This window comes from Microbulbifer sp. TB1203 (assembly GCF_030997045.1).
Classification (GTDB): Bacteria; Pseudomonadota; Gammaproteobacteria; order Pseudomonadales; family Cellvibrionaceae; genus Microbulbifer.
In genome coordinates this window covers 1392346-1418807 of sequence record NZ_CP116899.1, presented here as the reverse complement: position 1 = coordinate 1418807, position 26462 = coordinate 1392346, and the positions used below count along the sequence as shown (strand labels likewise).

Genomic DNA, 26462 nt, shown 5'->3' with positions numbered 1-26462 from the left:
TTCCCAACCTTCAGAGGACCGCACTAATGATAAGAAGAAACTTTAAAAGGCAGCTTCTCACCGCAACCATCGGGGCTGTAATCGGCAGCGCCTCTACTCTCGGAAACTTCGCCTACGCCCAGAACAACGACGGTGCGGTGAGTGGCCTCATCAGGGAGGGGGGCAGTGGAATTCTCGTTGGTGCACAGATAACCATCATCAATAAAGAGACCGGCGCTTCCCGCACCGTGACCGCCGACACCGGCGGTCGCTATCGCTTTTCCCGCCTGCCTATCGGCAATTACCAGATTCGCGCGAGAAAAGAGGGCTTCGACAGCGTGCTGGTGGAAAATGTACGTGTAACCATCGGTGCCGTTACCAACGTGGACGTGGACCTGTCCACAGGCTCTCTGGAGGAGGTGGTTGTAGTTGCGGACCGGGGCTCCCATCGCATCGATCTAACTTCGTCCGAATCCGGAATGACCATCAACAGCGCGGAACTGGAATTCCTGCCGGTGGGCCGCAGCCTGGAATCCGTGGCATTGCTGGCTCCCGGGGCGGTAGGTGGTAGCAGCGCGTTTGGTGGCGTCTCGTTTGGCGGCGCCTCGGTGGGTGAAAACGCGGTTTTTATCAATGGTCTGAATGTCAGTGACGTAGAGACTGGCATCGATGCGGCCAGTGCTCCCTATGCGTTCTATGAGGAATTCCAGGTAAAGACCGGCGGCTACTCGGTGGAGTACGGGCGTACCACCGGCGGGGTGGTCAGTGCGGTGGTCAAGCGTGGGACCAATGAGTTTCAGTTCGGTGCGGAAAGTTATTATTCCCCCGATTCCCTCCGCGGCACTGGCGAGGACTCCTATAATCGCAATGGCCAGCGGATTTTCCACAGTTCCGACGACGAGAGCGACAGCTGGTCCACCAGCCTTTACGTCTCAGGTCCGATAATCCAGGACAAGCTTTTCTTTTTCGCCCTGTACGAACCGCGCAGCAATGAACAGGTTTCCTATAACAGTTCCGGTGATACCCGCAGTGAATCCAAGGACGACTCGGGATTCTGGGGCGGCAGGCTGGACTGGTTGATAGCGGAAAACCATAGCCTGGAGCTGGTTGCATTTTCCGATAAAGGCGAAGAGGAGACCGACCGTTTCGTGGACGATGTTTTCAACGATACCGCGGTGGAGGAAACCGGAGGCGAAAACGCTATCGCCACCTATACCGGTTACTTCGGGAATAACCTGATGGCGCGGGTGCTGTACGGACACAGTGAAACCCGCTATGTCACCGACAATACCACTGGCCTGGAGTGCAATCGGGTATACGACAACCGTGCCGATGAGGAGATCGGCTGCACCACCGATAGCCGCTTTGACGGCCGGCTGAACTCCCGCGATGCCCTGCGCCTGGACTTCGAGTATGCACTTGGGGATCACCTGATCCGTTTTGGCCTCGACAACGAGACCCGAACCACGGAAATGAGCCGGCTGACCACCGGCCCGGGCGAAGTTTACTATTCGATCTACGGCATTAATCCCGGCGATGAAGTCAACGGGGCCGTCGTTCAGGGGGACGCCTATGTGGTCGCCCGTACCCGCAACTCCATCGGAACTTTCGACCAGGATACCTCCGCTTACTACCTGGAGGATATCTGGAGCCTGAACAGCGAGATGACCCTCACTCTGGGCCTGCGCTTCGACGAGTTCGATACCAAGGACGCCGCCGGCAACTCTTTCCTGAAAATCGACGATATGATTTCCCCGCGCGCCGGTTTCGCCTGGGATATCAACGGCGATGGCCAGTCCAAACTGTTTGCCAATGCCGGTCGCTACTATTTTCCTATCGCCAACGGCCTGGCGGCCCGGGAGGGCGGCGGCACCCTGGACGTGCGCAATTACTACGAGCTGGCCGGCCTGGAGACCAACACCACCGGTGCGGGACTGACCAATGTCACCCCGATTCTCGGCGACAAACTCGGGCCCACCGAGCAGTTCGGCGCCGCCGGTGACGGCCTGGAAAATACCGAGGAGTTCGTGGACAACGATCTGGAAGCCAGCTACCAGGACGAATTTATTCTCGGCTATGAGCGCCTGCTCAACGACGAGTGGAAAGTCGGCATACGGGGGATCTACCGCAAGTTCCACAACGCCATCGAGGATATGAAAATCAATGTGGACACGGCGAACTGTGGCAATATTTCCGGCTGGGTATTCGCCAACCCGGGCCGCGAATTGACCCTCACCCGCGACTGCGGTAACGGCCCGGAAAAAGTCACCATCGACCTGGGCGAAGCGCAGGACTTCGACGTCAACGGCAACCCCATCGGCGGGCCGGAGGCGGAGCGGGAATACAAGGCCTTGGAGCTGGTCCTGAAGCGGGAGTGGTTCGACAACTGGTCGATGGATGTTTCCTACACCCTGTCCCGCAGCGAGGGCAATTACGAGGGCGGTGTCAACTCGGATACTGAAAATAATATTCCCGGATGGACCGAAGCGGGTGACAACGTAGCCTATCTGCTGGGCAATGATGGCCGAACGCCCAACGACCGCACTCATGCCTTCAAGCTGCGCGGAGCCTATCAGGTCAACGAAAGTCTTACATTGGCGGCCAACTTCAGCCTGATTTCCGGCCGTCCGATCAACGCCCGCGCCCAGGGTAATCCGTTTACCGAGAACACCTCCTACGACTACAACTACATCTGTGTGGCCAACTGCGACGCCGACTCCAACGGCGACCGAGTGTTCGAGCGACTGGACAAGGGAGAGTACGGCGATACCGACTGGGTGACCAGCCTGAATATGAGTGCTTTCTACCGCACGCCGCTGTACGAATCTGACCTGGTGTTAGGCCTGGAAGTTTTCAACCTGCTCAATAGTCAGAGCGCCACCGGTGTGGATGAAATTGTCCGCTACGGTATGACCACTCCCAATGAGGATTTCCTGTCCCCGACGGACTACCAGGAGCCCCGCCGGGTGCAGTTGAGTGCGCGGATAGATTTTTAGGGTGAATTAAGTATTGAGGCGATCCTGCAAGGTAGTACCCGGCATCAGGGCCTTCGCATCACGGTTGTTGCGTAATTAAGCATTGTAGGATGGGCACGCTTCGCTTTGCCCATCCTACGGGGGTAGCAACACTTAAGTCAGCATGGCTTGAAACAGGCCTTTAACACTACAGTTAATCGTCCGATATAAAGTAAAAAGTATTCTCCCTCAGGCAATATCACCCCCAATTGCCGCAGGTGTTCGGGCCCCTCAAGGGCCCTTTTTTTCGGAGTGAAGACCGGTGCGATATAAAGCTTTTATTCTATTGATCACCACGTTGCTGCTGGCCTGCGACGGACCGGGAAAGGATTCGCGCGGCGATACTCCCAAGCACATACCGCTTCCCCATGCGGCGCTGGAAACACTGATAGAGCGAATCATGATGGAGGAAAAAGTCCCCGGTATGGCAGTGGGCATCTGGCAGGAGGGGAAGCCACAATTCCTGCGCGGCTTCGGTATCACCAGTGTGGACCGGCCGCGACCGGTGGATGAACACACCCTGTTTAAACTGGCCTCCACCACCAAGGCGTTTACCACCGCGGCTCTGGCGTTGCTGGTGGAGGAGGGAAAACTCAAATGGGACAGTCGAGTGGTGGATTTCCTGCCCGGGTTCGCCCTGGCCGATCCCTGGATCACGCGGGAGTTCCGCGTGGAAGACCTGCTCACCCACCGCTCCGGCCTGGGCCCCGGTGCGGGGGACCTGATGCTCTGGCCCCAGCCGAATTCTTTCTCCCGTGAAGATATTCTCGCGGGATTGTCGCATCTGCCGCTGTCGGGGAAGTTTCGCGCCGACTATGCCTACGACAACCTGCTCTACATAGTCGCCGGTGAACTGATCGAATCGGTTTCCGGCCAGCCCTTTGAAAGCTTTGTTGAAGAGCGTTTATTGAGACCGCTGAATTTGCGCGAATGTTACGCGGGCCCGGTGCCGGAAACGGCGAGGGACAATCTGGCGGATCCCCACCTATTGATTTCCGCAAAAATCGCAGTCGATACCGCAAACTTGGCACCCGACACACGGATCGTCTCCGCGGCTGCCGGGGGCATGCACTGCAATGCCGCGGGAATGTTGCGCTGGTTGCAGTCCCTGCTCGCCGGCGGCGTGACCCCCGAAGGCCGGCGGTTGTTCAGTGAAGAGACTCGCGATCGCTTGTGGAAGCCGGTTACCCTGATGCCCATGTCGCGGGCGCGGGCACAGCGGGACGGAGGGTATTTCTACACCTATGCGCTGGGCTGGCGGGTGCAGGATATGTACGGCAAAAGGGTGATCCACCACACCGGTTCGCTGTCGGGCATGTACGCCTGGACGGCAATGGTGCCCGAATTGGACCTGGCGATGGTGGTGCTGATGAATCGCAGCGCCGGCACCGCGCGCCAGGCGATGATCTACAGCCTGCTGATGCCTTACCTGGATGCGCCGGAGCGGGACTGGCTGGCGTATTTTCAGCGGGAAAATGCCGTACAGCCTGCCAGCCCGTCACAAATCTCAATTCCCGAAAATGATTCCCCGCTCGTCGAGTCGGACCTGCCCGGCCTTTACCGCGATGCCTGGTTCGGCGATGTGGAAATTGAAATGAGTCCGGATGGCCTGCACCTGAGCGCGATAAAATCTCCGAGGCTTTCCGGCGACCTGCACCGACAGGCCCCGGGGGTCTGGCAGCTCCGTTGGCAAGACCGTACCCTGGATGCGGACGCCTGGCTGGTGGCCCGCAAGTCGCAGGATGGAAAAGAAACCTTTACCCTGCAACCTCAGTCCACGAATATCGATTTCAGTTACGATTTCGCGGATCTGTACTTTGTGCGGACAGGCAAAAAGTAGGGTGCGCCACGCGCACCGACAGGTAAGTTGTTTTTTTGGAGAAGGCGGAATGTACAGGCGCACCTTGATCAAATCCCTGGTAGCCGCGCCATTGCTGGGCGGACTCGCGGCGGGTGCTGCGGCGGAGGAATCGCAGCCGAAAATCCAACGGCCGGCGCGGTTGCGGACGGGGATGACCATAGGCTTGGTAAGCCCCGCCAGCAATGTCTGGGAGAACGAGGATATCCGTTTCGCCATGGATGTGGTGAAGTCGCTGGGGTTTGAGGTGAAGGAGGGCACCCACCTGTACCAGCGGAATCAGTACCTCGCCGGCAGCGATGAGGACCGGGCCGCGGATCTCAATGCCATGTTCGCCGATAGCGGGGTAGATGCGGTGTTCTGCCTGCGCGGTGGCTACGGCAGTGCGCGTATCCTGCCGTTGCTGGACTACCGGACGATCGCCGACAACCCAAAGGTGCTGCTGGGTTACAGCGATATCACTGCGCTGCTCAACGCCATTCACCGGCACACCGGCCTGATCACTTTTCACGGCCCCATCGCCGCGCAGAATTTTACCGACTATACCCTGGAGGAATTCCGCAAGGTGCTGGTTAACAGCAGAGCGCCGGTACCGCTGGGCGCGCCCCCGCCATTCGACGGCGGCCCCGGGCGGGTGGAGCGGAAAAACCGCATTACCCGTTTCCGCGGTGGCAGGGCCAGGGGGCGGCTGGTGGGCGGCAACCTCAGCCTGGTAGCCAGCCTGCTGGGCACACCCTACGAACCGGATTTTCGCGGCAGGATCCTGTTTCTGGAGGATGTGGAAGAGGCGCCTTACCGCATCGATCGCATGCTCACTCAACTACGCCTGGCAGGGAAACTGGAGCAGGTGGCGGGCATCGTCTTTGGAAAATTCACCGAGACGGATACCGACGAGAACACCTTCAGCGTGGAACAGGTACTGCGCGACCGCACCGCCGGCCTGGCGGTGCCGGTAGTGCGTGGACTGATGATCGGACATGTGGAGGACCAGACAATTGTTCCCGTCGGGGCCATGGCGGAGCTGGACGGAGACAAGGGCAGCCTGACCCTGCTAGAGTCCCCTCTTGTTTGATATTCCCACTTGTAGGAGCCTGCTTGCAGGCGAATGGCTGAAATAACAAGAAAAAAGCAGTATGAACGAACCGAGCTGGCTTTCCGTACTCCCCCCCTTCCTGGCTATCGGCCTGGCGCTGCTCACCCGCCAGGTTTACCTGGCGCTTTTTGCCGGTATCTGGCTCGGTTATTTCCTGCTGGGCGACGCCGGTATGGTCGCTTCCCTGGCTGAGGGCATAGACGGCGTTATCGCGGTGCTGGGCAACGCGGGGGATGCCCGCGTGGTGGTTTTCACCCTGGTGATCGGCGCATTTATTTTTACCCTGGAGCGCAGCGGCGCGGTCAACGGCTTTGTGCACTTCCTTGAGCGCAGCCGCTGGGTGACCAACGGCAGACGGGCCCAGTGGCTGGCCTGGCTGGTGGGTGTGGGAATCTTTATCGAATCCAATATCACCGTGCTGGTGTCCGGCACAGTGTCGCGGCCGCTGTTCGACCGTTTCAGGGTCGCGCGGGAAAAACTGGCCTATATTATCGACTCCACCTCCGCGCCTATCTGCATGTTGATCCCACTGAACGCCTGGGGCGCATTCAACCTGGGCCTGCTGGAGGGGTTGGGTGTGAACGATCCGCTGGCGGTGCTGCTGGCGAGCATTCCGCTCAATCTCTACGCCATTGCCGCGGTGGCGATGACCGCGTTCACCATCACCCGCAACTACAATCCCGGCCCAATGGCCGCCGCCGAGGCGCGTACCGCTACTGGCGAGATCGACGGCATAGAGATTTCTACCGGTTTGGAAAAGGACAGCGCGAGACCGCGGCTGGTGAATATGCTGCTGCCGGTAGCGGTATTGATTGTAGCGATGCCGGCGGGACTTTGGATTACCGGAGGAGGGGAGATCTTCGCCGGTTCCGGCTCCACCAGCGTGCTCTGGGCCAGCCTTGCGGCGCTGGCCACCATCTCGCTGCTGGTGCTGCTCCAGCGCACCATGAGCCTGGACAGGCTGACCCATGTGTGGATGGAAGGCGCGGGCCATATGCTGCCGATCGCGGTGATCCTGGTGCTGGCGCTTGCGCTGGGTGCAGTGGCCAAGACGCTGGGCACCGGCATCTATGTAGCCGGCCTGGTGGGTGACACGATACCGCTGGCACTGCTGCCGGTGGTTATTTTCCTGGTTTCCGGTGTGATCGCCTTTTCCGTGGGCTCCAGTTGGGGCACCTTCTCGATCATGCTGCCGATTGCGATACCGATCGCCACTGCGCTGGGCGCAGAACCGGCTCTTTTTGTGGCTGCGGTATTGTCCGGGGGGATTTTCGGCGATCACTCATCGCCGATTTCCGATACCACTATCGTATCGTCGCTGGCGGCGGGCACCGAGCATATGGATCATGTGAAAACCCAGCTCCCCTACGCGTTGCGCGCGGGAACGATCAGCGCCCTGGGTTTTGTTCTCCTGGGGTTCCTGCTGTTGTAGGAGCGGCCGTTGGCCGCGATCGATGTTGGTTGAATCCACAGATCGATCGCGGCCAGCGGCCGCTCCTACATGGTGAGTACCAGGCTCAGAACTGGTAGCTGATTCCCAGTCGGGCGTGCCAGAAAGAGGGCTCCGAAACCCGTGTTTGTCCAGCCGGGTCCAGGAATTCCTCGAAAACATAGCGGCCCTGGTCGTCCACACTGGCGCTTACCGCCGCTTGGTAGCGGGGGAAGCCGGTCTGGTGCATCACCCCCCAGTCGTCATTGAGCAGGTTGCCCAAGTTCGCCACTACAAAATAGGCCCGGGCGCGGTCGTCGGGGCGGAAACCCGGCAGCTCCTGATCGATACGGAAGTCGAACTTGGTCCACCAGTCGCTGTTCAACTCGTTGCGCTCCGTAATGCCGCCGCGGTCCAGGTCCTCGGAATCCACCCAGGCGAAGAAGGCTTCGGTATCGAAGTCCTCCCCGAACACCACATTGGGATCATCCGCGCCGCTGGGTACGTACAGCAGGTGGCGGGATACCCAGCCGGTGGAGTCGCCGAACATAAAGCCGCTGTCAAACGTATAGCTGTAGGGGCGGCCCTGGTTGGCGGATCCGAACAGGCTGAAGCGGGTCTCGTAACCGGAGAAGAACTCTCTCGCGTAGTCCAGCTTAAGGGTGAAGCGGTGGGGAATTGCGTAGTTGGAGGTCGCGACACCGGGGTCTTCCGGATCGGCGGTGGCGATATTGGTGTAGTTGGAATAGGCCACCGAACTGGTCATCGGATTGACGTCTTCAGCGTCGGTATAGGCGTAGCCCAGGGCCACGTCCAGACCGAAGTCAAAGGACTTGCTCAGGCCCAGCGACAGGACGTTGGAGTAGCCGGAATCGCCGTCCACATTGGTCAGCATAAAGTCCTGGTCGCGGCCGTTGGCGCTGTCGTAGATCGAGCGGCCGTCGATGGCGGTGCCCACCTGTACTCGGGAGATGTCGCGGACGATCGCCGCATCCTGATAGTCGCTGTACAGCCAGTCCGCGGAAACCAGGTAGCCGTTTTCAAACTGGTAGCTGCCGCCCACTGCGTACTTCCATACCGAGGGGATTTCGAAATCCGGGTCCAGCAGGTTGACGCCGCCGGCACCGCTCTCGGCATTGGCCACCGCGTCGTACAGCTGTTGGGGGACACCGTAGATGGGCTGGCCGGACCCGGTCCATTCCATATCGGGCAGGGGCGTGCCGCTGGAGTCGCTCACTTCCAGTTGGGTGACACCGTTGTTGGAGTAGTTGTTGGAAATCCACACATTGGGATTGCCGCCGGAGTAGAGTCCGATACCACCGTGAACTTCCAGGTTGCCATCGATATTCCAATTGAAGCCCAGGCGCGGTTGTAGCAGGTCCTGACCGTCCATGTTGTGCTGGTTGGAGAAACCGTATAGCGCCTCTATCTCCGGGTTTTCCGTCGGCTTGTCGCCGCTGGTATACCAGTCGTAGCGCAGACCTCCCACGAGGGTCAGGTCGACATTGGCGAAGGTGTATTCGTCCTGCAGATAGACGGTATTGATGTCGTAGCTGAACTCGGCCGCCGCATCCTCCGGGTTATTGGTACCGGCGGCGCTCTCGTAGATGACGCGCGAGGCAATGCCCTGCTCGAAATCCTCGATACTGGCGAATCGGTACTCGCCCTCGGCCTCTTGAACGAACATATTGAAGACGTCAAAGGTGTCATGCTCGTAACCGAACAGCAACTGGTGATCCTGTAGCTGCAAGCGGCCGGCCAGTTTCAGGTTGAAGGTCTCGTAGTAAAGCTTATTGGCGTGACGGGAGTCGTCAGCCCCCAGGTAAACAGTAGCACGGGAGCTATTGCCGTCGCCGTCGTGGTCGTTCTCGGTGCTGATCTGCACCTCGCCGAAGTCGGTGCCGCCCAGAGACAGCTGGCGGTTGTCCAGCTCCGAATAGCCGAATTTTACTTCGGTGGAGAAGATATCGCTCCAGTCGGAAAACAGCTGGCCCACATAGGAAGTCAGCTCGGCTCCTCGCTCGTAGTAGTGATTGGACAGTTCCAGTTCATCCGGATCTCCGTCGGACTGGGCGATATGGAAACCGTCGTTGTAGTTGTAGCTGAAGGCCGCGCGCTGGCCGTCGGCGATATTCCAGTCCAGTTTGACCAGCAGCTTCTCGTCTTCCACCGGCAGGCTGGAGGGCAGGCCGCCCGGCTCGTAGCCGTATACATCGCGGGAGATGCGCAGGATTTCATTCAGTTGTGCCTGTGATACCCCTTGTACTTCGGCGACTGCGCCGGCGCCAGCGGGGCCGCGGTCGAAGGTGTCCACGCCTTCGAGTTTTTCGTAGGAGGCGAAAAAGAACAGCTTGTCCTGAATAATCGGGCCGCCCAGGGTGGCGCTGTAGCGCTGTTCATCAAAGGATGCGATATCGAAGCTTTCGCCTTCCAGCGAGTCTCCGCTGAAGCCGTCGTCGGTGTAGTCGTAGAAAACGGAACCGTGCCATTCGTTGCTGCCGGACTTGGTTACCGCGTTGATATTGCAGGCGCTGAAGCCGCCGTATTGCACGTCAAAGGGTGCCAGTTCAACGGCTACCTGCTGAATGGCATCGTAAGAGAAGGGCATACGCTCAGTTGGATAGCCATTGCCGTTCAGGCCAAAATTGTCATTCATGCGCACGCCATCGACGGTGAGGCTGTTAAAGCGCGGATTGGCACCGGTACATTGGATAGCATCGCCGAAGGATTCGTCGATATAGATCCGCGGGTCCATGCGCACCAGAGACTTGATGTCGCGGGTGGTGGAGGGGGCGCTTTCAATATCATCCAGGTTGAAGTTCGAGGAGGGGCCCAGGGCGGTGACCCGCTCCAGCATGCGCGCCACTACGGTGACTTCCTCGAATTCGCTGGAACTGAGGTTGACGGGAAGATTCAGGGGGTCGCCCAGGGTCAGGTACAAATCATCGATTACCTGCTCGCCTTCGTCAGATTTTATCGTGACGACATAAGGGCCACCCACACGCAGCCCCTTCAGGTTGAAGCGGCCGGATTCGCTGCTCAGGATTTCGCTGCGGCTGTTGGAGGGGGTATGGACGACGGTGACCCTGGCGTTGTCGATGGGATTGCCATCGGTGCCGGTGACGACACCGCGAATGGCGGCGGAAGTTTCCTGAGCATAGGCCGCGGGCGTCATGCCCATCGCCGAGATCACCGCTGCGGACAAAAGTGCACGCGGGAAAAAGCAGCGTTTCATGAAATTCTCCTCGTCTTGAAGTGGCCAAAGAAGCAGGGCCATCGGTGTGGTGTGTGATTTATCGTTTCCTCGGTTCTGTTCAATGCTTCCGAGAATTAGCGCCGGCGCTATTCTCAGGGAGAAAAATGACACTGGGATGAAAATTTTATTGATGTTATTTGGTGCGGAGTTTGAATAGGGAAAGTCGTTGTACTCAACAGTTAACCACTTTCGCTCTTTTTTCTGTAACATAGAGGCAACAATTATGCCAAAAGGTGCCTGTATGGTTATGTTTTGGCTGTCGGTTTTTATGCTGCGGAAGTGCCATTCAAATTAGAACCATCTGGCACCAATATCGGGCATCCGCTTCATTACAATGAAGCAGGCTGCATCAAAATGGGCTCCCGGAAATACGCCGGAAATAATTTCTGTCTTCAAGTTCAAGTTTGTCATAAAGTCCAGATAGGATAGGCCGGGACGGAAAAACACAATGAGGCATGAAGTGAAACAAAATAGAAATATTTTTGTAAAAGTAATCTTCTGCTTTTCCATATTACTGACCTCGGCCAATACAATGGCCTGGGGAGAGGACGGTCACCGGGTGGTGGGAGAGATCGCCTGGGGCTATTTGCGTCCGGAGGTCAGAACCCGGGTGGAAGAGCTGCTGGAGAGTGTCGGGGAGCCGAACCTGGCGGAGGCCACTACCTGGGCGGACCGTATTCGCAGCGACAGCCGCTACGACTGGGCGGCGCCGATGCACTACATCAGCCTGCCGCGCCAGTGGGATGGATATAAGGAAGAGCGCGACTGCCCGCCGGCTGGGTGCATCCTCAAGGCCATTGATCACTTCGGGAAAATACTCGGTGACCCCAGTGCACCGGAAAACGATCGCGCCGAGGCATTGCTGTTTGTCGCCCACTTTGTCGGCGACCTGCACCAGCCGCTGCACACCGGCCTGACTGAGGATCGCGGAGGTAATGATATAAAAGTCGAGTTCTTCGGTTTTCCCACCAACCTGCACGCACTCTGGGATGTCTACCTGCCCGCGGGCTTTGTGCGCGACTGGAAGCAATACGCCGAAGAACAGCGGCGGTCAATCGGCGAGCGGGAGCGCAAACAGTGGCTGGACAGCACGCCGGAGGACTGGGCTGCTGAATCCCAACGCCTGGTGCACAGCCATGCCTATACCAGCCAGGTTAAGTTGGGGGAGGATTACTACCGTCGCAACCGGGAGATTGTCGCGCAGCGCCTGCGCCAGGGCGGTGTGCGCCTGGCGGGTGTGGTCAACCGGGTGCTGGGGCAGCAGTAATCATTGCCGGCCGTAACAATGGTGCGCGCGGCGCACCCTACGATGGGTGGTGGTGCCGAGGCAGTCTCAGTGATAGTACCGCCGCCAGCAGCAGAAATGCCGCCGATATCCATAGGCAGGCCTCCAGTCCGGCCGTCTGGTAGACCCAGCCGGACAGCACTGTCCCCGCCAGTCTTCCCATGGCATTGGCCATATAGTAGAAACCCACATCCATGGACACACCATCCTCCCTCGCATAGCTGACGATCAGGTAGCTGTGCAGGGAGGAATTGATTGCGAAGAGTGCGCCGAACAGCATCAGCCCTCCGAGCAAACTGGCCGCGGGGTGGATGTCTCCGAACAGGGCCATTGCTATCAGCGCGGGGACCAGCGCCAGTACTCCGGCCCAGGCAAAAGCGGTTCTGCCGTCCGGCAGTTTTCCCCTGCCGGTAAAGTGCGGAGCCAGGGACTGGACAATGCCGTAGCCGATAATCCAAAGCGCCAGGAAGCCGCCCACTTGCCAGTAATCCCAGCCGAAGTGGCTGGCGAGAAATACCGGCAGCGCCACCACAAACCATACATCCCGCGCGGCAAACAGGAACAGCCGCGCCGCGGACAGCAGGTTGACCGCGCGGCTCTTGGAGAAAATATCGCGGAATTTGCTTTTCGCTTTGGCCTTGCCCAGATCCCTTTTCAGCAGCAGGACGCTCGCCAGCCACACCAGCGCCAGGGCGGCTGCCATTATCCCCACGGCGCCCCTGAACCCGAGCAGGGCCAGCAGGGCGCCGCCGAGAAAAAAGCCCACGCCCTTCAGGGCGTTTTTCGATCCGGTGAGTATTGCCACCCATTTGTACAGGGTGCCCTGGGCTTCGGCGGGTACCAGCAGCTTGATGGCACTCTTGGCGCTCATCTTGTTGAGGTCCTTGGCGACGCCGGAGAGCGCCTGGGCGGCCATCACCCAGGGAACCGTCAGCAGCGCGGCGGGAACCAGCAGCATGGCGAGGGCGATTACCTGCAGCGCCAGGCCGATATTCATGGTGCGGTTCAATCCCAGCCGCGCGCCCAGCCAGCCGCCCACCAGGTTGGTCACGACGCCGAAGAACTCGTAAAAGAGAAACAGCAGGGCGATCTGCAGCGGGCTGTAGCCCAGGTCGTGGAAATAGAGCACCACCAACATGCGCAGGGCGCCGTCGGTGAGGGTGAAGGCCCAGTAGTTGCCGGTGACCAGCAGGTACTGGCGGACTTGGGATGGCAGGGAGGAGAGAGAAAGCATCAGGATCTCGATGACCGATGTAGGAGCGGGCCATGCCCGCGATCAGCAGAGGTTAAGCCCACCGGCTGATCGCGGGCGTGGCCCGCTCCTACAGGGAGATTGATCAAAGGCTTTTACAAATTCCGATCCATGGAGCCAACCATTCGCGCCAGCTCTGCAGTGCGGTTGGCATAGCCCCACTCGTTGTCGTACCAGGCATAAATTTTTACCTGGGTATCGTTCACCACCATGGTGGACAGGGCATCGATGATACTGGAGCGGGGGTCCGTCTTGTAATCGATGGAAACCAGCGGGCGCTCCTCGTAGCCGAGGATATTCTTCAGTTCAGTTTCCGCCGCGGCTTTCAGAAAACTGTTGACCTCGTCGACGCTGGTGGCCCGTTCCACTTCGAATACGCAGTCGGTGAGCGAGGCATTGGCCAGGGGCACGCGCACTGCATGGCCATTCAGTTTGCCTTGCAGTTCGGGAAAAATTGCCGTGATCGCGGTGGCGGAACCGGTGGTGGTGGGGATCAGGCTCATGCCACAGGCGCGGGCCCGGCGCAGATCCTTGTGCGGCGCGTCGAGAATGGTCTGGGTGTTGGTGAGATCGTGGATGGTTGTAATGGAGCCGTGTTTGATCCCCAACTTTTCGTGGATCACCTTGACCACCGGCGCCAGGCAGTTGGTGGTGCAGGAGGCGGCGGTCACGATACGGTGCTGATCCCTGTCGTAAAGCTGGTGGTTGACGCCCATGACGATATTGAGCACGCCCGGCTCCTTGACCGGTGCGGAGACCACCACCCGTTTGACACCCTGGTCGAGATAGGCCTGTAGCAGGGCGGTGGATTTCATCTTGCCGGAGGCTTCGATCACCAAGTCGCACCCGGACCAGTCGGTATCGGCGATGGCGGTATTTCGCGAGCAGGCCAGGCGCCGGCCGTCGATGTCGATGGTATCGCCGTCGGCCTCGGCGGTATGCTGCCAGCGGCCGTGCACCGAGTCGAAATTCAGCAGGTGCGCCAGGGTTTCCGCATCGCCGGCGGGGTCGTTGACCTGCACGAATTCCACCTCTGGCCAGTCCCAGCCCGCGCGCAGGCAGAGGCGGCCGATACGGCCGAAGCCGTTGATACCAATTCTGATTGCCATATTTTTCTTGCTCCGTTAGCAACAGGAGCGCAGACGCTCCGGCCTGTCTCCCATGGAGGATAGCTTCTTCAGGTTTTCGTCGAGGAACTGCCGGTTGTGTTCGGCAGTTTGCTCCAGGACCGCCTTTGCCCAAGGGGGCAGGGCGGGATTGATACGGTAGAAAACCCACTGTCCCTGGCGGCGGTCAAGCAGCAGGTCGCATTTGCGCAGTTGGGCCAAGTGACGGGAGATTTTGGGCTGGATTTCCCCCAGGGCACCGGTCAGCTCGCAGACGCAGAGTTCTCTCTCCATATGGATCAGCAATATGCAGCGCAGGCGGGTTTCATCGGCCAGGCATTTGTAGAATTGGAGAGGATTCATTTGCGGGACTGCTCCTGGATATGCGCTGAATCATATATATGGATTTTCATATATGCAAGACTGGAGAAACGGGTGTTGGTAGGTTGAAGGGCTATGGTGGGGGAATGGGAAGCGGGCCTGTGGCCCGCGGGCGGAGCTGGAACTCCGCGGTCCCGGGGATCAGAGCTTGAATTCGGCCCACACCGGCGCGTGGTCGGAGGGGCGGTCCATGGCGCGGATCTCGTAGTCCACCCCGGTGCCCACACAGGCCTGGGCCATGGGGGCGCTGGCCAGGATCAGGTCGATGCGCAGGCCCCGCTTGGGGTCGCGCTCGAAGCCCCGGCTGCGGTAGTCGAACCAGCTGAATACATCATTGGTGTCCGGGTTCTGTTCGCGGAAGGTATCCACCAGCCCCCAGCCCTGGATTTTTTCCAGCCACTCGCGCTCTTCTGGCAGGAAGCTGCACTTGCCGTCGCGCAGCCAGCGCTTGCGGTTGGGTTCGCCGATACCGATATCCAGGTCTGTGGGGGAGATATTCATGTCGCCGATCACCAGCAGGGGAGCACTGGGTTTGCAGTGCTTCTGCAGGTATGTGTCCAGGTCCGCATAGTATTTGCGCTTGGCGGGGAATTTGATCGGGTGCTCGCGGCTTTCCCCCTGAGGGAAGTAGCCGTTGATCACCGTCAGCGGTTCCCCCTTGCCGATATCGAACTGGCCGATCACCGTGCGTCGCTGGGCGTCGGCGCCATCTTCGGGGAAGCCGTACTCCTCTTTGACAAACGGCAGGCGGGAGAGCAGGGCGACGCCGTAGTGGGTCTTCTGGCCGGAAAAAATAACTTCGTAACCCAGGTCGCGCACCACATCCACGGGAAAATCCTCGTCGGTGACCTTGGTTTCCTGCAGGCCGATAATCTCCGGACTGTGGCTCTGCACCAGCGCCTCCATCTGGTGCAGGCGCGCGCGGATACTGTTGACGTTGAAGGATACGACTTTCATATTTTCCCCCTGAAAATAAAAAGGTTGGGCTCAAGCCCAACCTGAAAACAATGATCGCGGCCGCGGGCCGCTGCTGCAATTCCGTCCCGAGGCTTAGAGCCTGTTCATAATCTTCTGACGAGGTTGGGAGACTGGGAGGGATGGTCCTTTGCGGGACCGTCGGAGGCATGGATGCCGACGGTGAGCCTATAAGGACGTATTCACAGCGTGTCCCGCAAAGGACCATCCCTCCCAGTCACGTTCAGAAACGCGAGATTATGAACAGAGTCTTCGGAAGCGGAGCTGGAGCTCCGCGCTCCCGGGGTTTAGAAATTCGCCACCTGTGGTGGCGCCTTGGAGGCCTTTTTATTCAGGCCGATAAAATCCGCCATGATGTAGCCGGCCTCGTTGAGGATCGGGTCATCTTCAAGCTTGATTTCCACTGGCCCACCCAGCGCGGCGACATCTTCGGATTCGCTTTCCTCCAGGGCCTCAAAGCTCTCGTAGGGTTCCAGGCCCTTGGCGTTGCGACGGCGGTTTTCCATGGTGAGCAGCCGCTCGTTCAGCGCTTCGCGCTCCTCTTCCCGCGCCTTTTCGTTCAGGGAAATGGATTGCTGGTCGGCCCGTTCCCGCTCGAAGCGGAACTGTTCGCGCAGGTAGATAAAGTCCGGGTCGGTCGCGGTGCGCTGATTGTGTTTGCTGACCAACACCGGCAGCAGTTCCTTCAGGTCGAAGTACTTGGCGTGCGGAACGGCGTGGATGCGATCCCAGGGCAGGGCGGTATCGTAGGCGCTCTCACCCACGCTCTCGGTATCGATCAGCTGTGGCATGGGAATATCCGGAGTCACTCCGGCATGTTGGGTGCTGTCGCCGGATACCCGGTAGAACTTGGACTGGGTGATCTTCAGCTGGCCTTCCTTGAGCGGCGCCATGGTCTGTACCGTACCCTTACCGAAGGATTGGTTGCCCACCACCAGGCCGCGGTTGTAGTCCTGGATGGCGCCGGCAAAAATTTCCGAGGCGGAGGCGGACAGGCGGTTGATCAGCACCATCAGCGGCCCGCGGTACATGGCGCGGGAGCGGGAGCGGTTATGTCTGGAAATCTGCTCGTTGGCATGCCGGATCTGCACCACCGGGCCCTGGTCGATAAACAGGTCGGTGAGCATGGTGGCCTCCTGCAGGGAGCCGCCACCGTTATTGCGCAGGTCCAGGATCACGCCATCGACGTTCTCCTCTTCCAGCTCGTTGAGCAGCCTGGCCACATCGCGGGTGGTGCTCTTGTAGTTCGGATCGCGGCGGCGATAGGCCTCGAAATCGATATAGAAGGTCGGCAGGTTGATCACGCCGATCTTGTAGTTCTTCTCTCCGTCGGAGAATTCGAAAATCGCCTTTTTCGCCGCCTGGTCCTCGAGCTTCACCTTGCTGCGCTTGATCAGGATGGTCCGGTGGCTGCCGTCGCCGCCGGTGGGGATTGTCTCCAGGCGAACATAGGTGCCGGCAGCGCCGCGAATCAGTTCCACCACGTCATCCAGGCGCCAGCCGACAACGTCGACCATCTCGCCTTCCTTGTCCTGGCCCACGGCGACGATCTTGTCGTTGGGTTTGAGTTTGCCGGTGCGATCCGCGGGACCACCGGCGACAAGACGGGCCACCTTGGTATATTCATCCTCCATCTGCAGCACGGCGCCGATGCCCTCCAGGGAGAGAGACATGCTCATATTGAAGTTTTCCAGCGAGCGCGGCGACAGGTAGTTACTGTGGGGATCGTACAGGCGGGTGAGTGAGTTCATATAGAGTTCGAACACATCGTCGCTGCTCTGCTGCTTCACTCGCTTCAACTGGCCTGTGTAACGGCGGGTGAGCAGATCGCGGATCTCCTCGTCCTTTTTACCGGTGAGGCGCAGGTTGAGCACACTGGATTTGAGGCGCTTGCGCCACAGCTCGTCGGCGGCGCTGATGGAGACGGGCCACTGGCTGTCCTCGCGGTCCACCTCCAGGGATTCGTCTCTATCGAAGTCGAACTCGGGCAGGCCCTTATCCAGTTGGGAAAGGATATTGTTCAGGCGATCGGTTACCCGCAGGCGGTAGCGGTTGTAGATCTCGAAACCATGGTTTACCTGGCCGGTGCGTAATTCGTCGTCCAGCTTGGTGCGCCACTGGCGGAACTCGTTGATGTCGGAAGCCAGGAAATAGCTCTTGGTGGGGTCCAGGGCCTTAATATACTCGTCCCACAGCTCCTCGGACATCTCGTCGCCGAGCTTCAGCTTGTTATAGTGCAGCATCTCGAGTTTGCCGACGATCTCCCGGGCGGTACTGCCCTGGTCCTCCTCCGGTTGCAGGGAATCCGCTTCGGCCAGGGTGGCCACGGGCAGCAGGGTCAGGGTGAGGATTAAGAGGCCGGAAAACAGGGCGGCGATCCGATTGGTCAGCATAGGGGGTCTCTTTAATACGTCCTACTTCACAGTTCACCACCGCCCGGGGTGGCGGCGGCGAGATATAGCTTAGGACAAGTATAAAGGCACAAAGCTCCAAAAGGCATGAAATGTGTCCAACTCGGGACAGTTGATGCCCCAAAAAAGCCTTCAGAGGAACAAAATTCCCCTTCCCGGCGGCGATTTGCTCTTGCGTACCACGGTTTGTGAACTGATCTGGGCCTAAGGCTGGGTGGGTCAATAGTTTTTACTTTAACTAGAACCAATAACTCATTGATTTGGTGGTAATTTACTGCTCAGTCAGAAGGCCCGGCCAGGCGGGGGAGCTCGACAGTCCCCCGGAGGCGCACCTCTGTCGGCCTGTTGATCCCGGGCGGCGGTATCCTGGGCAGATCCTGCCGTGCTGCCGGCGAGCCCGGCGGGTCACGCCGCGACGAGCTGCCGCTCAACTTGAATCTGGTGCAGTGTCCGCCAGTGCCTGGAAGGTACGGAAAACCCTTAGCCTGGGCTCTGTCGGGGCGGCGCAGGCAATTGTGTAAGAAAATGGCCCTGGTGCCAGACAAACGTATTGTCGCGGCTATGGCCCGGAAGTACCGGGGGAGCTGGCCCGATAGCGGATTGCGGGAAGCTGATTCCAACTTTCCACAACTTACTTTGTCACAACGTTGATTGTGTCTCTCGAGATAACCCGGGCGCAGACCTGGCGGAGTAATCTGTTTATGTTGATAAAGACCAAGAAGCGGGGGGATCTGGCGGAAGGGAGTGTCACTCCCGAGACCGCCTACCTGAATCGCCGCACGCTGTTAAAAGGCATCGGCCTCGGCGGCATGCTGGCCGCGGGCGGTGCTCACGCCGGTTTGCTCGATTTCCTGTCTCCGGACTCTGAAGAACGGGAGGCGGCCGAGCGAAAGGCATTGCAATTCAGTCCGCACTCTCCCGAGCCCTCACTGACCCTGACGCCAGAAGCCAAGGCCATCAATCACAACAATTTCTACGAATTCGGCACCGGCAAGACAGACCCGGCCCGCAACAGCCAGTCGTTGAAGGTGGAGCCCTGGACGCTGACCGTCGAAGGGGAGGTCGCCAAGCCGGGCAAAGTGGATGTGTGGCAGTTGATGGCCGGATCGCAGCTGGAGGAGCGCATTTATCGCATGCGCTGCGTGGAGGCGTGGTCCATGGTGATCCCCTGGATCGGCTTTGAACTGGGCAAATTCCTCCAGCGTTTCGAACCTACCAGCAGGGCCAAATACGTCGCCTTTGAAACACTGTACGATCCCGGGCAGATGCCGGGACAAAAAGACCGGTATCTGGGCGGGGGTATCGATTACCCCTACGTCGAGGGCCTGCGTATCGATGAAGCGATGAATCCCTTGACCATTCTGACCGTCGGTTTGTACGGAAAGACCCTGCCGCCCCAGAACGGCGCCCCGATCAGGCTGGTGGTGCCCTGGAAATACGGCTTCAAGGGAATCAAGTCCATCGTCAAAATACGTTTGCTGGAAAAAATGCCGCCCACCACCTGGAATATCCTGGCCCCGAACGAGTACGGGTTTTATGCCAATGTGAATCCCGCGGTGGACCATCCCCGCTGGTCCCAGGCCACGGAGCGGTTTATCGGCCCCGGCGGCCCGCTGTCGGTCACCCGGCAGGAAACACTGCCGTTCAATGGCTACGGCGACCAGGTGGCCTCCCTGTATTCACAAATGAACTTGAGAAAATACTTTTAGCGTATGGCAGTTCTCGAACAGCGATCCGGAATCCAGCCGCTCCGGTTTCGCAAAACCCTGGCGATTATTTTGCAGGTTGCGGTGCATATCGGCTCGGCACTGCCGCTGTTGTGGCTTTTTTATGCGGTAAACGCGGGGTTGATGGGCGGCGATCCGGTAAAGGAGCTGATACATTTCCTGGGCATTGGCGCCCTGCGATTGCTGCTGCTGACCCTGCTGGTTTCCCCGCTGGCCCAGTGGCTGTCCACTGGCCAGCTGAACCGGTTGCGCCGCCCGCTGGGACTATGGTGTTTTACCTGGGCCTCACTACATTTCACCAGTTGGCTGGCCCTGGATCTCGCCTTTGACTGGTCCCTGATTGGTGGCGAGCTGATAGAGCGCACCTATATTCTGCTGGGTTTTATGGCCTGGATACTGCTGCTGGCCCTGGCTCTTACCTCGGTTCCAAAGCTGATGCGACTGATGGGGAAACACTGGAAAAAACTCCACGGCTTTGCCTATGTGGTCCTGCTGTTGGGCTGCTGGCATTTCTGGTGGTCGGTAAAGAGCGGCTGGATGGAGCCGGCCCTCTATCTCGCGGCTGCGGTGTTTCTGCTTTTACTGCGCCGGCGCAAAGTGGTTCACTGGCTGGGCAGTTTTATCCCCGCTCCCGGCCGGCCACGATAATTCCCATGCAAAAAGAGTGCGGTGGTTTTCAGTAACAGCACGGGATGAATATCCGCTGATTGAGTTGAGGGCAGGGTACCGCTTTGCTAAAGTCAACGCACTCTATCACCAGAAGTGGTCCACATCCGCGATGAACGCCGTTCGAATATGCTATCTGCTGATCGCACTGCTGGTGTTCCAGGTAGCGACGGCTTCCTATGAGGCTGAGCACCAGCGGGAGCCGGCCACTCCAATAGAATTGCAGCATGCCAATGCCGGCAATCACCCGCTTGAGATACCGGATGTGGATGAGCTGGCTTTGGATACGGCACCCGATCCCGATCGCTCGAATGTATCCGTGGCCGAGCAGGATTTCTGCCAGCAATGTTGTGACTGCCACTGCTGCGGCTTTGCCGGACCGATGGGACAGTCTTTACAGCAACTCCCTTTCGGCGCCGCCAATTTTCGGGATTTTGTCTATTTTTCCGTACCCTCCAGCTATCCCTCCGTGGTTTTCCGCCCACCCATAGCCCGCGTCTGATCGCTTACCGCGCGGCCTCCGCGCCACTGTGATTGACTTGGGAGAACCCTATGTTTTTGGTATTTGCGCACTCGAGATGGAGTGTGCTGTATCGCCGCGCCGTGCCTGCGGTGTTGGTGATGCTGTTCTGGATGCCGCCGGCCGCTGCAGAGCAGGGCGGGGGGCCGTTGCTGACGCTCTCTTCGGCTATCGAGCGGACCCTGGCGCAGAATCCGGAGTTGGCGGTGTTCCGGCTGCGCGACAGGGCGCTGGCGGGCCGGCAGCAGACAGCGGCGCTGCGCCCGCCCCTGGAGCTGGGTGCCGAGCTGGAGAATTTTGCCGGTACCGGCGGCGCCAGTGATGCACAGCTGACCGTCGCCCTTTCATCGGTGATCGAACTGGGCGGCCAGCGCCGCGCCCGCGTCGATGCCGTATCCGCTGCCCGCGATCTGCTTGTGGCCGAAGAGCAGGCGAGGGCGCTGGATTTGCTCGGCGAAGTGATCCGCCGCTACACGGAAGTGCTCGCCGCGAGGGAGCGGCTGGCGCTGGCCGGGGAATCCGTACGTCTCGCCCGGGATACGCTGCGCGCGGTCAAGCGGCGCGTGGAGGCTGCTGCGGTGCCGCGGGCAGACAGGTTGAGGGCCGAGGCCGCGCTGGCGGAAGCCGGGCTTCGCCAGGCCTCGGAAAAGCGTTTGCTGGCCTTCCACAAGCGGGCGCTGGCGGCTCTGTGGGGACAGCTGGATGCGGATTTCGATGTGGATACCGCCGCGCTCTATCGCCTCGAACCCGCCGCGGATTTCGCTGAACTCTACGCTCGCGCGCAGCAGAATCCGGCCATTGCCCGTTTCGCCTCCGAGGAGCGGCTGCGCGAGGCGCAGCTTCGCCTGGCCGAAACCCAGTCCAGCCTGGATATCGGCTGGTCTCTGGGTGTGCGCCAGTCACGTGAGCTGGATGAAACCACCCTGGTGGCCGGCGTCGAGGTGCCGCTGTTCCCGGCGCGACGTAACGTCGGTGAAATTGCTACAGCCATCGCCGAGCGGGAGCAGGTGGCACTGCGCCGCGAGACCGCGCTACTGCGATTGCACAGTCAGCTCTACCGGGCCGTCAGCGGCCGCGAACAGGCTCTGGCCAATGTCCGGGCGCTGCACCGTTCCATTATTCCCACATTGCGAGAAGCGCTCGAACAGGTGGAGCGCGCCTACCGTCGCGGCCGCTATTCCTATGTGGAGTGGGTTTCGGCGCGGGAGGAACTGATCCGCGCGCAGCGCGCGCATATCGAAGCCGCTCGGGCGGCACTGCGCTACGGCGCGGAAATAGAACAACTCACAGCCGCGCCCCTGCTGCCCGCGGGTCCGGAGAACAGCAAATAAATTCAGGGTCTGAGAATGAAAACATTTAATTTAGTCGGATCGCTGCTGGTGTTGCTGGCCCTCTGCCTGAGTGTCCCGGCTTCTGCCAGCGAATCGGCTCATCACGAGGATGAACACGGGGGTGAGCATCACGAGGAAGGCGAGCACCATGGAGAAAATGACCGGGTGCAGATTTCCGAGGCAGCGGCGCGCAGGTCCGGCATCGAAACCGCACTGGTCGGCCCCAGCATCATTCGCGAAACGATAACCGTCTACGGCAAAACAGCATTGGACCACGACAATATCAGCCATGTGCGCGCGCGCTATCCCGGCCCCGTGGTCGAGGTGATGGCGGAAATCGGCCAGCGGGTGGAAAAGGGGCAGCGCCTCGCCACCATCGAATCCAATGACAGCCTGCAGACCTATCCGCTGCTGGCACCCATCGCCGGCCAGGTGATCGAAAAACAGATCAGCCGCGATGAGTACAGCGGCGATCGCGTGCTTTTTACCATCGTCAATGACGATCGCCTGTGGGCGGAGCTGCAGGTTTTTCCCGGGCAGCGCCCGCGGGTCGCCCGCGGGCAGAAAGTGCGGATTCTGGCCAATGACCGGGAGCTGGAGTCAATCATCGCCAGCCTGGCGCCGGCAACCCACGGCAAGCCTTTTGTCATTGCCCGCGCCGTTGTCGACAACCCGGGAGGCCACTGGACACCGGACCTGATGGTGCGGGGCAAGGTGGTAGTCGGCGAGGTGGAACTGCCGTTGGTGGTCGACAACCGCGCGCTGCAGCCATTCCGTGGTGCCACCGTGGTATTTGTCAAAACCGGTGACGGATACCAAGCCCGGCCGCTGCAACTGGGCCGCAGCGACGGCCGCATGACCGAGGTGCTGGATGGACTTGAGGCCGGCGATCGCTATGTGACCGCAAACAGCTACCTGATCAAGGCGGATATCGAAAAGTCCGGCGCGGCACATCACCACTGAGAGAGGGCAGAAGATGATTGAATCCATACTGCGTCTCTCCATCGAGCGGCGTTACCTGATGTTGTCACTGGTGTTGGTGCTGATCGGTGTGGGTAGCTGGAGCTACCGGCAACTGGCGATCGACGCGGTGCCGGATATCACCAATGTGCAGGTGCAGATCAATACCGAGGCTCCAGGCTACTCGCCGCTGGAGGCGGAACAGCGCATCACCTACCCGGTGGAGACGGCGCTGGCCGGTCTGCCCAACCTGGCCTATACGCGCTCTCTGTCCCGCTACGGCCTGTCGCAGGTGACGGCGGTGTTTGAGGAGGGCACGGATCTGTATTTCGCCCGCAACCTGATCAACAACCGCCTGGGCGCCATCAAGAGCCGGCTGCCGTCGGCCCTGGAGCCAGAGATGGGTCCCATCGCCACGGGCCTCGGCGAAATTTTCATGTACACCGTCGAGGCAGAGCCCGGCGCGCCCCAGCCGGATGGCCGCCCCTATGACGCCATCGCACTGCGGGAAATCCAGGACTGGATCATCAAGCCGCAACTGGCGGTGGTGCCCGGGGTCACCGAGGTCAATACTTTCGGCGGCTTCAACAAGCAATACCACGTGACGCCGGACCCGCAGAAACTGCTCAATTTCGGTGTATCCATGGAGGATGTCAGCGAGGCCCTGCGGCAGAACAACGACAACCGCGGTGCCGGCTTTGTGGAGCGCGGCGGCCGTCAGTTGCTGGTGCGCTCCCCGGGACAGCTCAAGGATATTGCCGAGATCGAAAATGTGGTGGTGGCCAACCGCGCCGGCGTGCCGGTGAAAATTGCCGATGTCGCCGAAGTGGCTATTGGCAGGGAACTGCGCACCGGCGCCGCCACCCGCGACGGCCGCGAAACCGTCCTCGGCATCGTGATGATGCTGGTGGGGGAAAATTCCCGCGCAGTTTCGCGGGACGTGGCGGAAGCCCTGGATAAAATCCGGGCCTCGCTGCCCGAGGGAATAAAGCTGGAAACCGTCTACGACCGCACTTCGCTGGTGGAAAAGACCATCGCCACGGTACAGAAAAACCTGGTGGAGGGCGCGCTGCTGGTCATTGCGGTGCTGTTCCTGCTGCTGGGAAACCTGCGCGCGGCGATCATCACCGCCGCGGTGATTCCGCTGTCCATGCTGGCGACCATTACCGGCATGATAAAAACCGGCGTGACCGCGAACCTGATGAGTCTGGGCGCACTGGACTTCGGCCTGATCGTCGACGGCACCGTGATTATCGTCGAAAACTCCATTCGCCGGCTGGCCGAGGCGCAGCAGCGCAACGACGGCCGACTACAGCTCGCCGAACGCCTGGAGCTGGTATTCCGGGCCACCAACGAAGTGATCCGTCCGAGCCTGTTCGGGGTACTGATCATTACCGTGGTGTATATCCCGCTGTTCACCCTGAGCGGCGTGGAGGGCAAGATGTTCCACCCGATGGCGGCAACCGTGATCATGGCGCTGCTCTCGGCGCTGGTGCTTTCCGTGACGGTGGTGCCGGCAGCCGTGGCGGTGTTCCTGACCGGAAAAATCAGCGAGCGGGAGAACCGGGTCATCATCGCGGCAAAATCCCTTTACCGGCCGCTGCTGCTGGCGGCGATGAAAATCCGCTGGCTGGTACTGTCCGCAGCTGCGGTGCTGGTGCTTTTCTGCGTCTGGCTTGCGACCACGCTCGGTTCCGAATTTGTGCCGGAGCTGGACGAGGGGGATATCACCTTACACGCATTGCGGATTCCCGGCACTGGCATCGAGCAGTCGGTGCGGATGCAGAATCAACTGGACAGCCGCCTGCGGGAATTTCCCCAGGTGGAAATGGTGTATGCGCGCATCGGCACACCGGATGTCGCCACCGATCCCATGCCGCCGAATCTGGCGGACAACTTCGTCATCCTCAAACCGCGGGAAACCTGGCCCGACCCGGAGCTGCCCAAGAGCGAGCTGATCGCCCAATTGAAAGCCGCTGTGGAGGAAGTGCCGGGCAACAACTACGAATTTACCCAGCCGATCCAGATGCGCTTCAACGAGCTGATTTCGGGCGTACGCGCCGAACTCGGTATCAAGGTCTTCGGCGATGACCTGGACCAACTGGCAAATTCCGCCAACGAAATACTCTCGGTACTGAGAAGCATCCCTGGTGTCGCCGACGCCCGCGTCGAACAGGTGGAGGGGCTGCCGGTGCTGTCGGTGGTGCCCGAGCGCCTGGCGCTGGCGCGTTACGGTCTCAATCTGCAGGATCTGCAGGGCCTGGTGGCCGCAGCCATCGGCGGCGAGTCCGCCGGCCTGATCTACGAGGGCGACCGCCGCTTCGAACTGGTCGTGCGTCTGCCGGAAGAGCTGCGCACCGATATCCTCCGCCTCGGTGATCTGCCGGTATCGCTGCCGCAAGGCAGTCCGCTTGGAGACTATGTGCCCCTGTCGGAAGTTGCCCGCCTGGAGATGACGCCGGCCCCCAACCAGATCAGCCGCGAGAACGGCAAGCGCCGGGTGGTGGTCACCGCCAATGTGCGCGACCGGGACCTGGGATCTTTTGTCGAAGAGGCGAGGGCGCGCATTGCCGATCAGGTGCAACTGCCGCCGGGCTATTGGCTCGATTACGGCGGCACCTTCGAGCAACTGGAATCCGCCAGCAAACGGCTTTTTCTGGTGGTACCGCTGACCCTGGCCATTATCCTCGGCCTGCTGATGCTGGCCTTCAACTCGTTGAAGGATGCGTTGATCATTTTCACCGGTGTGCCGCTGGCGCTGACCGGCGGCGTGCTGGCACTCTGGCTGCGCGGAATGCCGCTGTCGATTTCCGCCGGGGTGGGCTTTATCGCCCTGTCCGGCGTGGCGGTGCTGAACGGCCTGGTGATGCTGTCGTTTATCCGCGAACTCTGGCGGGAGCGCGGCGAGCTGCTGTCGTCCATCGTCGACGGCGCCATGATCCGCCTGCGCCCGGTACTGATGACCGCACTGGTGGCCAGTCTCGGCTTCGTGCCCATGGCGCTCAATACGGGGACCGGCGCCGAAGTGCAACGGCCCCTGGCCACGGTGGTGATCGGCGGGATCATCTCCTCGACAATATTGACGCTATTTGTATTGCCACTTCTCTATGGAATTGTGCATGGCAGATCGCAGAGAGGTTACCCGGTTTAAATTTTTTTCAAATAAATAGGCCCGCGGACTGCAGGGCCTATTCAATCAGCCGTTTCGCGTCGCCCGAT

Annotated in this window: 17 protein-coding genes; 11 read left to right on the top strand and 6 right to left on the bottom strand. The window is 60.1% G+C overall.

The features are described 5' to 3' along the window. The first annotated feature begins 26 nt into the window (after nt 1–26). The 4 genes from PP263_RS05985 to PP263_RS05970 all read left to right on the top strand — a co-directional run bounded on the left by PP263_RS05985 (nt 27) and on the right by PP263_RS05970 (nt 7376). A complete protein-coding gene (locus tag PP263_RS05985) occupies nt 27–2975 on the top strand; it encodes a TonB-dependent receptor (RefSeq protein WP_308367455.1) in 2949 nt (982 codons plus the stop codon). A 280-nt stretch (nt 2976–3255) separates the two neighbouring features. After that, on the top strand, nt 3256–4833 hold the full coding sequence (locus PP263_RS05980) for a serine hydrolase (protein WP_308367454.1): 1578 nt from the start codon (nt 3256–3258) through the stop codon (nt 4831–4833). 49 nt (nt 4834–4882) lie between these two features. Continuing rightward, nucleotides 4883–5923: an LD-carboxypeptidase gene (locus PP263_RS05975; RefSeq protein WP_308367453.1), complete on the top strand. Its 1041-nt coding sequence runs from the start codon at nt 4883–4885 to the stop codon at nt 5921–5923. Between the two features lie 61 nt (nt 5924–5984). Continuing rightward, a complete protein-coding gene (locus PP263_RS05970; RefSeq protein ID WP_308367452.1) occupies nt 5985–7376 on the top strand; it encodes a Na+/H+ antiporter NhaC family protein in 1392 nt (463 codons plus the stop codon). An 85-nt stretch (nt 7377–7461) separates the two neighbouring features. Here the strand turns inward: PP263_RS05970 and PP263_RS05965 are convergent, their stop codons facing one another. Then, a complete protein-coding gene (locus tag PP263_RS05965; RefSeq protein WP_308367451.1) occupies nt 7462–10608 on the bottom strand; it encodes a TonB-dependent receptor in 3147 nt (1048 codons plus the stop codon). A 481-nt stretch (nt 10609–11089) separates the two neighbouring features. On the opposite strand from PP263_RS05965, the gene PP263_RS05960 reads away from it, so the two are divergent. Further along, nucleotides 11090–11896, top strand: a complete 807-nt coding sequence (locus tag PP263_RS05960) for a S1/P1 nuclease (RefSeq protein WP_308367450.1) — start codon at nt 11090–11092, stop codon at nt 11894–11896. A gap of 37 nt (nt 11897–11933) precedes the next feature. Here the strand turns inward: PP263_RS05960 and arsJ are convergent, their stop codons facing one another. The 5 genes from arsJ to PP263_RS05935 form a co-directional block, all read right to left on the bottom strand. Continuing rightward, the gene (arsJ, locus tag PP263_RS05955) at nt 11934–13148 is read right to left on the bottom strand and encodes an organoarsenical effux MFS transporter ArsJ (protein WP_308367449.1); all 1215 of its coding nucleotides are present in this window, start codon (nt 13146–13148) and stop codon (nt 11934–11936) included. A 113-nt stretch (nt 13149–13261) separates the two neighbouring features. After that, nucleotides 13262–14275 (bottom strand): ArsJ-associated glyceraldehyde-3-phosphate dehydrogenase, encoded by a 1014-nt coding sequence (locus tag PP263_RS05950; protein WP_308367448.1) that lies wholly within the window; start codon nt 14273–14275, stop codon nt 13262–13264. Nucleotides 14276–14290: 15 nt separating this feature from the next. Next, on the bottom strand, nt 14291–14635 hold the full coding sequence (locus PP263_RS05945) for a metalloregulator ArsR/SmtB family transcription factor (protein ID WP_308367446.1): 345 nt from the start codon (nt 14633–14635) through the stop codon (nt 14291–14293). A 159-nt stretch (nt 14636–14794) separates the two neighbouring features. Beyond that, nucleotides 14795–15610 carry an exodeoxyribonuclease III gene (gene xthA / locus PP263_RS05940; protein WP_308367445.1) on the bottom strand — a complete coding sequence of 272 codons (816 nt, stop codon included), beginning with the start codon at nt 15608–15610 and terminating at the stop codon, nt 14795–14797. Nucleotides 15611–15915: 305 nt separating this feature from the next. Beyond that, nucleotides 15916–18021, bottom strand: coding sequence for a carboxy terminal-processing peptidase (locus PP263_RS05935; protein ID WP_308367444.1), 2106 nt, complete (start codon nt 18019–18021; stop codon nt 15916–15918). A gap of 719 nt (nt 18022–18740) precedes the next feature. On the opposite strand from PP263_RS05935, the gene msrP reads away from it, so the two are divergent. From msrP to PP263_RS05905, 6 genes are all read left to right on the top strand, one after another. Continuing rightward, entirely contained in the window at nt 18741–19748 is a 1008-nt protein-coding gene (gene msrP / locus PP263_RS05930; protein WP_308367443.1) for a protein-methionine-sulfoxide reductase catalytic subunit MsrP, read from the top strand. A gap of 3 nt (nt 19749–19751) precedes the next feature. After that, complete coding sequence (locus PP263_RS05925) at nt 19752–20414, top strand: protein-methionine-sulfoxide reductase heme-binding subunit MsrQ (protein ID WP_308367441.1); 663 nt, start codon at nt 19752–19754, stop codon at nt 20412–20414. Nucleotides 20415–20544: 130 nt separating this feature from the next. Next, nucleotides 20545–20934, top strand: coding sequence for a hypothetical protein (locus PP263_RS05920; protein WP_308367440.1), 390 nt, complete (start codon nt 20545–20547; stop codon nt 20932–20934). Nucleotides 20935–20984: 50 nt separating this feature from the next. Further along, a complete protein-coding gene (locus PP263_RS05915) occupies nt 20985–22283 on the top strand; it encodes a TolC family protein (protein ID WP_308367439.1) in 1299 nt (432 codons plus the stop codon). Between the two features lie 15 nt (nt 22284–22298). Beyond that, the gene (locus PP263_RS05910) at nt 22299–23246 is read left to right on the top strand and encodes an efflux RND transporter periplasmic adaptor subunit (RefSeq protein WP_308367438.1); all 948 of its coding nucleotides are present in this window, start codon (nt 22299–22301) and stop codon (nt 23244–23246) included. A gap of 13 nt (nt 23247–23259) precedes the next feature. Continuing rightward, nucleotides 23260–26394 (top strand): CusA/CzcA family heavy metal efflux RND transporter, encoded by a 3135-nt coding sequence (locus PP263_RS05905; RefSeq protein WP_308367437.1) that lies wholly within the window; start codon nt 23260–23262, stop codon nt 26392–26394. Nucleotides 26395–26462 lie beyond the last annotated feature (68 nt).

Bases quoted from the DNA above. Each gene is read 5' to 3' on its own strand.
- PP263_RS05985 (WP_308367455.1), top strand. From the start codon at position 27: ATGATAAGAAGAAACTTTAAAAGGCAGCTTCTCACCGCAACCATCGGG.
- PP263_RS05975 (WP_308367453.1), top strand. From the start codon at position 4,883: ATGTACAGGCGCACCTTGATCAAATCCCTGGTAGCCGCGCCATTGCTG.
- PP263_RS05970 (WP_308367452.1), top strand. From the start codon at position 5,985: ATGAACGAACCGAGCTGGCTTTCCGTACTCCCCCCCTTCCTGGCTATC.
- PP263_RS05965 (WP_308367451.1), bottom strand. From the start codon at position 10,608: ATGAAACGCTGCTTTTTCCCGCGTGCACTTTTGTCCGCAGCGGTGATC.
- arsJ (WP_308367449.1), bottom strand. From the start codon at position 13,148: ATGCTTTCTCTCTCCTCCCTGCCATCCCAAGTCCGCCAGTACCTGCTG.
- PP263_RS05950 (WP_308367448.1), bottom strand. From the start codon at position 14,275: ATGGCAATCAGAATTGGTATCAACGGCTTCGGCCGTATCGGCCGCCTC.
- PP263_RS05945 (WP_308367446.1), bottom strand. From the start codon at position 14,635: ATGAATCCTCTCCAATTCTACAAATGCCTGGCCGATGAAACCCGCCTG.
- xthA (WP_308367445.1), bottom strand. From the start codon at position 15,610: ATGAAAGTCGTATCCTTCAACGTCAACAGTATCCGCGCGCGCCTGCAC.
- PP263_RS05935 (WP_308367444.1), bottom strand. From the start codon at position 18,021: ATGCTGACCAATCGGATCGCCGCCCTGTTTTCCGGCCTCTTAATCCTC.
- msrP (WP_308367443.1), top strand. From the start codon at position 18,741: ATGTTGATAAAGACCAAGAAGCGGGGGGATCTGGCGGAAGGGAGTGTC.
- PP263_RS05925 (WP_308367441.1), top strand. From the start codon at position 19,752: ATGGCAGTTCTCGAACAGCGATCCGGAATCCAGCCGCTCCGGTTTCGC.
- PP263_RS05920 (WP_308367440.1), top strand. From the start codon at position 20,545: ATGAACGCCGTTCGAATATGCTATCTGCTGATCGCACTGCTGGTGTTC.
- PP263_RS05915 (WP_308367439.1), top strand. From the start codon at position 20,985: ATGTTTTTGGTATTTGCGCACTCGAGATGGAGTGTGCTGTATCGCCGC.
- PP263_RS05910 (WP_308367438.1), top strand. From the start codon at position 22,299: ATGAAAACATTTAATTTAGTCGGATCGCTGCTGGTGTTGCTGGCCCTC.
- PP263_RS05905 (WP_308367437.1), top strand. From the start codon at position 23,260: ATGATTGAATCCATACTGCGTCTCTCCATCGAGCGGCGTTACCTGATG.